The sequence below is a fragment of the Chryseobacterium taiwanense genome (assembly GCF_000813825.1).
GTDB lineage: Bacteria > Bacteroidota > Bacteroidia > Flavobacteriales > Weeksellaceae > Chryseobacterium > Chryseobacterium taiwanense.
The window spans coordinates 182,299-194,791 of the sequence record NZ_JWTA01000008.1 but is presented as its reverse complement, the minus strand read 5'-3'; the positions used below and the strand labels follow the sequence as shown (position 1 = coordinate 194,791).

8 protein-coding genes are annotated in these 12,493 nt (G+C 35.9%); 5 read left to right on the top strand and 3 right to left on the bottom strand.

Annotated features, from left to right (window positions below; genetic code table 11):
* Positions 1-3: 3 nt before the first annotated feature.
* Positions 4-1,560, bottom strand: coding sequence for a T9SS type A sorting domain-containing protein (locus RM51_RS11455; RefSeq protein WP_039369283.1), 1,557 nt, complete (start codon positions 1,558-1,560; stop codon positions 4-6).
* Between the two features lie 386 nt (positions 1,561-1,946).
* Between RM51_RS11455 and RM51_RS11450 the strand changes: the two genes are divergently transcribed.
* The 5 genes from RM51_RS11450 (at position 1,947) to RM51_RS11430 (ending at position 10,509) form a co-directional block, all read left to right on the top strand.
* A complete protein-coding gene (locus RM51_RS11450) occupies positions 1,947-4,343 on the top strand; it encodes a hypothetical protein (protein WP_131667073.1) in 2,397 nt (798 codons plus the stop codon).
* A gap of 78 nt (positions 4,344-4,421) precedes the next feature.
* Positions 4,422-6,545: a Tex family protein gene (locus tag RM51_RS11445; RefSeq protein ID WP_039369277.1), complete on the top strand. Its 2,124-nt coding sequence runs from the start codon at positions 4,422-4,424 to the stop codon at positions 6,543-6,545.
* Between the two features lie 135 nt (positions 6,546-6,680).
* Positions 6,681-7,025 carry a hypothetical protein gene (locus RM51_RS11440; RefSeq protein WP_131667072.1) on the top strand — a complete coding sequence of 115 codons (345 nt, stop codon included), beginning with the start codon at positions 6,681-6,683 and terminating at the stop codon, positions 7,023-7,025.
* Positions 7,026-7,065: 40 nt separating this feature from the next.
* On the top strand, positions 7,066-8,304 hold the full coding sequence (locus tag RM51_RS11435) for a hypothetical protein (RefSeq protein ID WP_039369271.1): 1,239 nt from the start codon (positions 7,066-7,068) through the stop codon (positions 8,302-8,304).
* Between the two features lie 315 nt (positions 8,305-8,619).
* Positions 8,620-10,509, top strand: coding sequence for a serine hydrolase (locus tag RM51_RS11430; protein WP_084111092.1), 1,890 nt, complete (start codon positions 8,620-8,622; stop codon positions 10,507-10,509).
* Between the two features lie 97 nt (positions 10,510-10,606).
* On the opposite strand, the gene RM51_RS11425 is transcribed toward RM51_RS11430, so the two are convergent.
* Entirely contained in the window at positions 10,607-10,783 is a 177-nt protein-coding gene (locus RM51_RS11425; RefSeq protein ID WP_039369265.1) for a histone H1, read from the bottom strand.
* A gap of 190 nt (positions 10,784-10,973) precedes the next feature.
* Positions 10,974-12,488, bottom strand: coding sequence for a TSUP family transporter (locus RM51_RS11420; protein WP_039369471.1), 1,515 nt, complete (start codon positions 12,486-12,488; stop codon positions 10,974-10,976).
* Positions 12,489-12,493: the final 5 nt, after the last annotated feature.

Sequence of the window (12,493 nt, the reverse complement as noted above, 5' to 3'; positions counted from 1 at the left end):
TGTTTATTTCTTAATCAGTTTAGCATTCTCTGTTTTGTTCGTATCCGTTTTTATGGTAATCAGGTAAGCTCCCTGAATCAATGGCTGAGTATTGATCTTGGTTACCTTATTCTTGGTTTTCAGACTCTGAAGCTGTCTTCCTGCCATATCATACATCGTAATATCCGCTTCCTTGAAATCAAAGCCAATCTCTACATAGGCATAGTCTGATACAGGATTCGGGTAGATCTTGATATCTTGTTTCTCTATCAATTGATCTACCTGCTGATCTCCCAGTTTTACGATCTTCCAGTTCTCTTTTCCTAATTCTTCTGCACTGGTTCCTGCAAGAATAATAGAGCCATCTCTATTAACTGCCACGGCTGCCAGCCGTTCTTCTCTTTTTCTGGATTCTCCTTTTACATGTTTTCTCCATTGCTCATTTCCGTTCTCATCAACATAAAACATCCAGAACGTCTCATCATCAGTTTCTACTCTTCCTTCTGCCTGAGTGTAGCCTCCCAGTAAAACTCCTTTAGTTAAATCTTTATTTTTTTCTCTTTCGTTATGACCTAAGATCACATGCATTCCCATGAGAACATCTCTATTTTTGAAGTTGTAGGATTTCTGCCAGATTTCTTCACCTCTTTCATTTAAGGAGATCAGCCATAGATCGGTTCCTTCTTCTATACCAACGGTTTTATTACCCGATCTTTCTGAACGACTTTCACCTCCTATGATAAATCCTGAAGTCGTCATCGCTAGTGTTCTTAGGTGATCATCTCCTGTTCCTCCATAGTTCTTTTCCCATTCTACTTTTCCGTCTTTGTTCAGCTTAATGATCCAGTAGTCGCCTTCGCCATAATTCTCAGTCTTCTTTGATCCTCCTGCATTACTTCTTGAATACATTCCGAGTAAAACTCCTCCGTCTCTTGTAGGAATCATTTTTTCTACTTCGTCTAAGCCTTTTCCGCCCAGAATGAGTTGAGAGAGTTCTTTTCCATTTTTATCGAGTTTAACGACAAGGACATCTTTGGAACCATAGCCTTGTGGGGAATTCTGAACATTTCCTGCCACAAAGAACCCTAAATCGGTAGTTTGAATTACGGCTCTGGCTTCTTCATCGGAAGTACTTCCTATGGTTTTCTGCCACAATTCATCCCCGAATTCATTGATTCGAATCACCCAGATATCTGAGCCTCCTTTGGAATCTTCTTTTTTATCGAGACCTTTTCCAGAGTAAGTGGTACCCGCTAGAACGAAGCCACCTTCTTGAGTAGAAAGGGATGCTGAAAGGTAATCGTGGTTTTTACCAGCGAAGTATTTTTCCCAGACTTCTTCTCCCTGTTGGTTGAGTTTCACCAAATGGAAATCGTAGCCGTTATTCTGTTTGTTGTCTGTAGAGAGCTTTTTGGATTGAATGGAACTTCCTGTAATTAAGTACTGAAGGTCCACTGTTGGAGTCACCTGACTTAAGAAATCCTGAGTACTGGATTTGATGTCTTTCTGCCATAGAACTTCCTGAGCCGAAACGCTCAAAACAGTGCATAAGAAATATGCACCCATATAGAGTTTTTTCATCCCGTGTTTATTTAAGTTTTATTGTTACTAATTTTTTAACGCTGCAAAAATATCACTTTTACTTCACATAGATAAGATGTATTTTAAAATAATTTTGAATTTTATCGCCTTCTGATGCATTTAAAGCCAGTATTGATATTTCTGAGACAAAGATATTTATGCATCACGACAAAGCGTGTCGTTTATAATTTTGATACTACCTAATGTTACTCAAACCAGTAAAGACCGCTCAGAGAACTACTTAATAAAATAATAAAAATCAACAATCTACCGTCTATAAGGACTTATCAAAGTAGTTATCGTTATTTAAATCATTTCTTAATCTGTTAAAAACACATCTTAAGTCACGTTAAAAAAATGTATTTTTACGCCTTAAATAAAAAATGATGAAAAAAATGTTCTTCACATCTTCTTTGATGTGGTCTTTAACTCTTTTTGCACAAGATAAAGCTGAACAAGCCTTAAAAATCTTTGAAGAAAAATATCCTCAGGAAAAAATTCACTTACTTTTTGATAAGAAAAGCTATGTTGCTGGAGAAAACCTATGGTTCAAATCTTTTATCTATACCGGATATGAGCCCACTTCTATTTCTACCAGCCTATTTGTGGAACTGTATGACAATAACAAAACACTTCTTGATAAAAAAATGATTCCCTTGCTTAATGGGGAAGGGAACGGAAGTTTTGCATTGCCTGAAAATATGAAAGAAAATGTGTATTATATTCGTGCTTATACTACATGGTCTACTAATTTCAGTGAAGAGTTTCAGGCGATACGTTCCGTTGAAATCTATAATCCGTCATCTTCAGAAAAGCTGACAATAGATAATTCTTCAGAATGGAATGTTTCTGTACACCCTGAAAGCGGAACATTTATTGATCAAATCAACACAAAATTTGCAGTAAGATTGCATTCGAAAGGACAAAAACCATCAAACTGGAATGGCTATATCACAGAACTCTCTCATCCAGACGCGAAGCTTGCTACCTTCAAAGGATTTGATGAGAATATAGGGTCTTTTAGACTAGCTCCTGAGCTTGGAAAAAAATACCAGCTGACCATTGAAGATGATAAAGGAAAAAAACAAACAGTAAATCTTCCTGACGTCATTTCGTCGGGGATTAATCTTCAAATGGAAAGTAATCCTGAAGTAATAAAGTATTCTTTAGTTTCCAAAAATATGGAACCCGAATCGAAATATACAATCATAGGGACCATCAATGATCAGATCGTTTATAAAGCAAAACTGAGCATATCTGATAAAATTTATACAATCCCTACTGAAAAGCTGGTAAACGGAATTTTACAGCTAAGTATATTCAACGAAAAAGAGGATCTGCTTTTACAAAGAATGTGTTTTATTCAGCCTAAAAATTTACAAGTAAAAAAAGCTGAACTATCAAAAATATCTCTTAAAGAGACTCCTAGATCTCAAAATACCTTTAACATTTCAAGCTCTATTGATTCTCCTAATTATACTGTTCTAGTTCTAAATGAAGGAAGTAAAAGTACTGAAGACGAGAACAGCTTTATAAGTACTCTCCTACTGACCGGAGACATCTCTTCCGATCTTGACTCTCCTGCCCAATATTTCAAAAAAGACTCTAATTCTGAAGCACTTGACGCTATATTAATCTCTGAAAAATGGAAAAGATATGATTGGAAAATGCTCATGGCAGGAAATTATCCAATGATAAAGAATAAAACGGAGCCCTATATCTCTTACAAAGGAAAGGTTACAGTCTCAGGAAAACCTTCATCCAATACCGATCTGAATCTTATATTTTCGATGCCAGACAACGGAACAAAGTTTTTTCAGGTAAAAACGGATCAAAGTGGATTCTTTTCTCTTAATGGGCTTATGTTTGAAGATTCTATCAAATTCTCTTATCAATTGAATGATCCCAAGATCCTTAAGGAACAAGTACAGGTGATCTTTCAGCCCAATTACTCTTATATTCCTTTAAGAAAATCATTACCTCAATCTTATTATATTTTACAACCCCGTACTCCAGAAGATAAGGCTTCTCCTGAAATAATTAAATATACGGAAGCCAAGAATATGTATAAAGTAATCAATGAGAAAGCTACTCTTATAGAAGAAGTTAAAATTATAAAGCAGAAAAAAAATCTGACTAAAAAACTCAATGATGAACTGAGCAGTCTAACCTTTAGAAACAGTAATGAAGTAATATTCGATTTTGTAAATGACATCAATGCCGGCTCATATATGAATATCCTTGACTACCTTCAGGGTAGAGTTGCAGGATTACAGATGCAGAAACGGGGGTTCGATGTCACCGCTACATTTAGAGGTGCTCCTATCTCTCTTTTCCTTGATGAAATGCCTGCCTCACCTTCCCAGATATCTTCACTGCCTTCATCAGATGTAGCGATGGTAAAAGTTATAAGAGGTTATTTTGCAGGAGGCACTGGCGGTAATACCAATGGAGCAATTGCAATCTATACAAAACGAGGCGGTATCTCAGGAAGCATTGAAAACTCTTCTAAACCTACCGATTTGAAGCAAATTACCTTAAAAGGCTATGATAAGGAAATCGCATTTTCAAACCCTGACTATAGCAATGAAAACTTTAAAAATATTTCAATAGATACGCGAACAGTACTGTATTGGAATCCGTTCCTAGAAGTCCAACCTAAAGAACCTGTAAAGGTAGAGTTCTATAATAATGATGAAGCAAAAAATTATCGTGTCATCATTATCGGATATGATACCAATAGTTTTCTCCCTATCTATTATGACAATGTATTGAAACAATAATTTTAAAGCCTGATCTCATTTGATCAGGCTTTTTATTCCCATTAAAACTTAGTATTTTTAGCCTCTCAAAAAAATTCAATGAACACCACAAGCTATATACAGCAAACTCTCAATATATCAGAAAAAAGCATCAATGCCACTTTAGAATTATTAGCAGAAGACTGCACCATTCCTTTTATTTCCCGTTACCGAAAAGACAAGACCGGAAATCTGGATGAAACACAGATTGAGCAGATTTCAAAGCTGAATAAGCAGTTTGATGAGATCATTAAAAGAAAGGAAGCCATTTTAAAGTCTATTGAAGAGCAAAACGCTTTGACGGCCGAACTGAAACAAAGAATTGAAGAAAGTTTCGATATACAGGAACTTGAAGATTTGTATTTACCTTTCAAGAAAAGGAAGAAGACTAAAGCGGATGCAGCAAAGGAAAAGGGACTGGAACCTTTAGCAAAGATCATTATGAGCCAGAAAAACAATGATATATTGTTTTTGGCTTCAAAATATCTCAATGATCAGGTTTCCTCTGAAGAAGAGGCTTTGCAAGGCGCAAGAGATATTATGGCTGAATGGATCAATGAAAATATGTATGTGAGAAAAAACCTTCGCCGACTGTTTCAAAGAAAAGCTGTTGTGACATCAAAAGTCGTAAAAGCGAAAAAGGATGAAGAAGACGCCCAAAAATTCTCCCAGTATTTCGAATGGGAAGAAAACCTCAACAGAACCCCGTCTCACCGATTGTTAGCCATGTTACGAGCAGAAACGGAAGGTTTCGTCAAGACTAACGTAGGAATCAAAAAGGAAGAAGCGATTGATTTTATTGAAAATGCTATTATTAAATCCAATAATGAAACGGCAGAACAGATTTCATTAGCGATAAAAGACAGTTACAAAAGATTATTGGAACCGGCCATTTCCAATGAAACGCTGCAGGAAGCCAAAGAAAAAGCAGATAAAAAAGCAATTGAAATTTTCTCGGAAAACTTAACACAGCTCCTACTCGCTCCGCCTTTGGGAGAAAAGAGAATTCTGGCGATCGACCCGGGATATAAAAGCGGCTGTAAAGTAGTGTGCCTAGATGAAAAAGGAGACCTTCTTCATAATGAGACCATCTATCCTCACGCTCCTCAAAATGAAAGCGGGATGGCAATGAAAAAGATCCGTTCGATGGTGAATGCTTATAATATTGAAGCCATCTCCATCGGAAACGGAACAGCAAGCCGTGAAACCGAATTTTTCATTAAAAAAATAGCCTTTGATAAGCCTTTGCAAGTTTTTGTCGTTTCTGAAGCCGGAGCATCCGTGTATTCTGCAAGTAAAATTGCAAGGGATGAATTTCCGACCTATGATGTAACTGTTCGTGGTTCTGTTTCTATCGGAAGACGATTGGCAGATCCACTAGCAGAGCTTGTAAAAATAGATCCAAAGTCTATCGGAGTGGGGCAATATCAACATGATGTAGATCAGACCCAATTGAAAAATGAACTGGATTCTACGGTAATGAAGTGCGTAAACTCAGTCGGCATTAATCTGAACACGGCGAGTAAGTCTTTATTAAGCTACGTTTCGGGAATCGGAGAGAAAATAGCAGAGAACATTGTGAATTACCGAGCTGAAAACGGTGCTTTTGAGGACAGAAAACAATTGAAAAAGGTTCCAAGATTAGGAGAAAAAGCCTTTCAGCAGGCCGCAGCATTCGTGAGAATCAATCATGCTAAAAATCCTCTGGATAATTCTGCAGTACATCCTGAAGCCTACGGAATTGTAGAAAAAATGGCTAAAGATTTGGGGATTAAAACTCATGAGCTTATTGCGAATAAGGAAAAGATTGCCTTAGTACATCCTGAAAAGTATATCACAGAAGACATCGGAATTCTGGGTATTAAAGATATTTTAAAAGAACTGAAAAAACCGGGACTGGATCCGAGAAAAGCTGCCAAAGTATTTGAGTTTGATCCGAATGTAAAAAAGATCACAGATCTAAAGACCGGAATGATCTTACCGGGAATCGTGAATAATATTACGGCTTTCGGATGTTTCGTAGATCTAGGCATTAAAGAAAGCGGATTAGTCCATATTTCTCAACTGAAAGACGGTTTTGTTTCTGATGTCAATGAAGTTGTTAAATTACATCAGCACGTTCAGGTGAGAGTGACGGAAATTGATGAGGCTAGAAAAAGAATTCAACTCAGTATGATTTTGTAACAATACCCTAGTTAAGTAAAAATGATCAACATGTTTTCTTACAAAACGATATTTTCACTACTGATTATAATGTTGTTATTTTCATCATGTACTAATTCACAAAAAGAAAAAAAACAGACTGAGAATGAAATAATAATGGAAAATAAAAACACAACCAATTCCGTTGATATTTTAAAGAACCAAATGTTTGCCTATCAGAAAGAGTTTCATCCCTCCTATTCTAAAGAAGATGTTGTAACGTGCGGAGATATTCTAAACCTTTACTTAGCAGAAATAGAAAAGTCTGCCTCAAAAGAAGAAGGCATGAAAATAGTGAAATCTACTATCGAAAAGCTAAATATTCTCAATGAAAAATGTGAAGGTTCGCTCATTGAAACCATAGAACGTGAGCAAATTTGTGAAATTGTCATCAATGCAAGTGCTAAAAAAGGATATAATACTATGGAAGAAGACATCACAGAAGCTTGGAGGGAATGGTAAAACATTAGGACTAAGAGAATAATAAAAACAAAATAACACCATGAAAAGATCCCTCATTCTGTCTTTCATTCTTATAGTTGGAATGAAAGCTTTTGCTCAGGAAAGCGAATTTAAAATTTACAAAAACGGCTTAATCTATAGTGAAAAAGCAATGGATAAACTAACTCATATTGTAGATTCTTTAAATTTAAAATTTAAAACCTGCGATCTCAGTAAGAAATTCTACTCTAAAGGCCAAACCAACGCTTATATTGTTAAGATGGAAGGTGGGGACATTCAATCAGCCAAACAGGATATGGAAAAACAAATGCCTATTGAAGAATTTATAAAAAAATATCCTAATGCTACGATTGCTAAAAATGCTTTAATTATTAAGAGAAAGTATAAGGATTACGATAATAAAGAAGTTGTAGAATTTGAGGAATTTAACCTTAAGGATAATTATGGTTTCAGTATTACTTCAGAAAACCTAAGTCTTTATAATCAAAACTTACAAAATAAATGGCTTTTTGATCATGATAAGGAAACTTCATATTCTAAAGAATCCTTAGAAGCATTTTACTTTCCCAATCCATTCAGCTCCGAAGAAATTCCGGAAAAGTATGCCTATATGATTGGATATTCTGACTGCCTGATTGATACAACCACTACAAAATTCAAAGATAATCTTAAAAGGGGATCGTCGAATATGCCTAAAAACTGGATGTCTTTTTCAGATAAGAAAAAAAGCAAACTTTTGGAAGAATTGAGAAGTACAAGAGTAATTGGAGGATGCAGTCAGGACATGGGACCCAGAATTCATGCTGTAAACATTGCATTGCTTTCTGCAGAAACTTACAATTGGAATATCTTCCTGAAAGCTCATCTGGACATTATGAACGATCGCTTTGATAGAGTATCAGACGGAAGCTACGCTTGGGGACAAAGAAACACCTATATTCGAGAACTTGAAGAGCTTAATATCAATGTTCTAAAGCTTGTAATGGGAATTTCTTTCAGAGTTGAAAATCCGGTAACCAATCATTATTATGGAAGTATCGGAAGGATAGGAAGGGCTCTTTCCGAATCTCAAAATAAAACAGAAATAGAAAACACAATTCTTGCGGCAATTTCAGATAACAATTTAGACTATTATAACAGATTATTGTTTTTCTTTCTTTTTAAGAATTATAATTCTTATACTACCAATGACACCCAAAAAAAGGTGAATGAAGAAAAACTGTTAGCTGCAATCACTAATTTTCCTGACTATTATACCCAACAACTCAAGGAGTTCTAAACTAAATATCAAAAAACCACTGTTATAATCGATAAACAGTGGTTTTTTATTAATATCATCTATTTTTTCTCATATTTCGTTTTCATTTTGTAAATTAGTCTCTATAAAATCAACAGCTTTATTATTATATTTTTAAGAAACACTAATCCCACTTATAAATATTTTTCTATTAAAAAACATTCTTCCTCAGAATTTTACTGGTTTATGTTTTAAAGTGCCTATAATATGATTTAAGCCTTTTTAAAAACCAGCTCAGCGCCTTTCCTAAGACGATAAAAATTCAACATCTGTTGTCTAAATTTCAATTCTTTAACCATGAAAACTAGCAGAAAAATTACTTTCAGCCACAGGTTGATTCATTTATTTGCTCTATTATCGAGCCTTGGATTGTTTGCCAATTATGTTGCGAGACATAATATGACCAGTAATGAGTATCAGTCTGAATTTAACAAATATTCCGGTGACAAAAAAATGCGGCTTATGGACGTAAGTGGCTATGCTGTAAATGGTACCGCCTACTACGCTGCGATCTGGAGCAACAATACTACAGGTCCTGATTGGACTGCCCGCCACGGATTATCAGAGGCCCAATACCAAACTACCGTTACCGATTTAAAAAACAAAGGATATCGTCCCAATAGAATTAGCGCTTTTTCTGTAAATGGGATTCCCTATTTTGCCTGCATATTTTACAAACCTTCCGGAGCTTGGGTAGCCCGACACGACCTTACTCCCGATCAATATCAAGCTGAATTCAATAATTGGAATAAAGAAGGATATAGACTGATAGAAGTATGTGGCTATACCAAAGGAGGCTCTACCCGATATGCTGCTGTCTGGGAGAAATCTACAGGACCTGCTTTTATTGCACGCCATGGTATGACCTCAGAAATATATCAGTCAGAATTCAATAAGCAATGGAACAACGGTTATGTACCGGTAAGAGTAAGTGGATTTGAAGTGGCTGGAGAAGACCGTTATGCTGCAATTTGGGAAAAATCAACAACCGGAGTATACGCAAGACATAGAATGACCAACCAAAATTATCAGGCAGAATTTGATAATGGCTGGTATCAGGGAATGCAGCTTACCCATGTTTCTGGATATACAGTAGGAGGTAAACCTCGATTTGCTGCGTTATGGAAAGGAGGATCACTGAGCTTCAAGGATGCCAGTCTAATCTACAATAAAGTAAACACTTACATGCAAAACTCAGCAATTCCGGGTCTTTCTATTGCGATCATGAAAGACGGAAAACTGGTTTGGGCAAAAGGTTTTGGCCTTATGAATACCACTGAGGGTACAATGGTTTCGCCTAACAGCTTATTCCGTATTGCAAGTGTAAGCAAGCCTATCACTTCTGCAGCTATTATGAGGCTTACCGAAACAACAAATTTGAAACTCAGCGATAAAATTTTCGGACCTAATGGTCTTTTAGGAGATATTTGTAGTCAATCTGATGCTTGTATAGACAAAACCGATTTAGAAAAAATAACAGTTCAGCATTGTTTAGAGCATACTACAGGATGGGTAGATGATGCAGTTTGGAATGAATACCAGCTCAACAATGCAGATATTATAAAATGGGCGGCTAAAAATTACGCTCAACCCAATACTCCGGGTTCAGAATTTAAGTATATGAATTTTGATTACTTTCTATTGGGAAGAATTATTGAGAAGAAAAGCGGGCAAACCTATCAGAATTATATAAAATCTAATATCCTAAGTAAATGTGACATCGGTGATATGTATATCGGGGCAGATACCCAAGCTGCACAAAAGCCCAATGAAGTAACCTATTACGGAGGAAATCCTTATAATCTTAAACTGACAAGAATGGATGCCAATGGCGGATGGATAGGAAAACCGATGGATCTTTTAAAGTTTTTTGCAGGAATAGATAAATTGCCTAATAGAACCGATGTTCTAAAATCCGGAACCATAGACGTGATGAGAACCATTTCAACAGCAAATAATGCCGGAGATTATGCAAAAGGACTAAAAGTAAATGGTGACTGGTGGATGCATAATGGCTGTATGCCCGGAACGTTATCCAGTCTTGTACACTTCAAAAATGGAATAAGCATTGCTATTGTCATCAACACTAGACCTAGCAATGACGAATGTACTTGGAGCGGAATGTATCCACTTATTGATGAAATTCAAAAATCGGGTATTATTTGGCCTAGTTATGATTTGTTTTAATATTAGCAATTATATAAAATAATCTCTCTTTTATTTTCTTTTATAAGATTAGTAACAAGCAAAAAAAACCGGCTTAAATAAGCCGGTAAAGAAATTTTTATTTTTTAGATTCTTCAACAGAAACTTTTCTGAAATCTTTGAACAATTTGCTCAATTCCAAAGCTGCTTTACGAGCTCTTGTACCAGCTGCTTTGTTTCCTTTTTCAGCTTGTTGGTTTGCTTCAGTTGTAAAAGTTTCGAATTCCGCGTTGATTTTTTCAATAAGTTCTTTCATGTATTTAAAATTTTAGGCTGCAAATATAGGCTTTCAGGCGGATGTAGCCTAGTCTGATTAAAAAAAATTAATATTTAACTCTAAAAAATCATAGAAAAAATGAAAACTTAAAGAAATAAGGCTGAAGTCTGCTCATAATAATCTATTATTATTCGTTTTTTACTTCTGCTAAAAGGCATCATCTTTATTGTTAGAATAAGGATTTGATAATCGTAATAAGACTCATCCCTACCACAACTACTCCCACTACAAAAAACATTTTTTTCGTAGGCAGCTTAGAAGTAAGCATTGCAGAAAACGGAGCAGTAAATACGCCTCCTAAGAGAAGTCCCAATACAATATTCCAATGATGGATCCCAATGGTAAAGATAAAAGTGATGGCACTTGTTATCGTCAATAAAAACTTAGCCACCGTTGAGCTACCTACCACATATCTTGGGGTTCTCCCCTCTTTAATCAAAGTCCCGGTAACTAATGGCCCCCATCCTCCTCCTGCAAAGGAATCTATGAAACCACCGATAAATCCTAATATTCTGAGATTGGTTTTTCTTTTGGACTTCACAGTACCTTCTTTTTTTTCTTTAAAAGCATTCCTCAAAATATTCAATCCTAAGTATAACGTATAAAAAGCGATAATAGGTTTTACAATATGCGCATAATATTCGCCGTAATGAGATAGCGTTAATGCTCCCACGACAGAACCTATGATTGCCAAAGGGAACAACACCCAAACCATTTTTTTATTGACATTTCCGAGCTTGTAATGACTGACACTTCCTGCCGCCGTGGTAAAGGATTCCGCAGAGTGAATACTCGCACTAATGACAGGTGGAGGTACATTCAGCAGCAATAAGATCGTCGTACAGATTACGCCATATCCCATTCCCATTGATCCTGCTACAATTTCTGCCAGAAACCCAGCCAATAGCATCCAGTAGAAAATATGACCGTCTTTATTAAGAAAAACCTTAATATCTCCTGAAAGATTAAATTGATAAATAATAATTCCCAATATCCCAAAAAGAATTAGAACACCGATGATTCCAAGATAAATATTGGCTCTTTTCTGTACGGTTTGAGTGATCCTGATCAGGTTTTCTATTTCCAGATCCGGTTCTTTACTCTTCGTTTCTTCATGCAGATATTCTGTAGTCAATCTATTAAGCTCTTTGACTTTGTAATTAAAATCACCTTTCAATTGGTTGCGAATATCCTGCATATTATCCAATACCTCATCCATTTCATCAGGAATACTTTCTGTTAAAATTTCACGGACTCTTTTAGCGATTGTCGGGGATTTTCCATTGGTGGAAATGGCAATTTTAAGATTTCCTTTTCTGACAATTGATCCTAAATAAAAATCGCATAATTCGGGTTTATCGGCAATATTGACCAATAGATTATAATTATGAGCATCCTTTTGAATCTGCTCTGCTAACGCAATATCATTCACAGCTGCAATCACAAGTTCTACATTATCAAAATCATGGTTTTGATAGGCTCTTTCATGCAGCATTAAATTAGGAAACGTTTCCTGTAACTCTTTAATTTCAGGGATAATTTCTTTAGCTACCAGTTTTATGGCAGTTTCAGGAGAATTTGCTAAAACCGATTCCAACTTTTCAAAGGCTATCTTTCCTCCGCCAACAATCAGTAATGAAAGTCTTTCAAGTTTCAAAAATACCGGATACAACGTATTATTCATCTTCA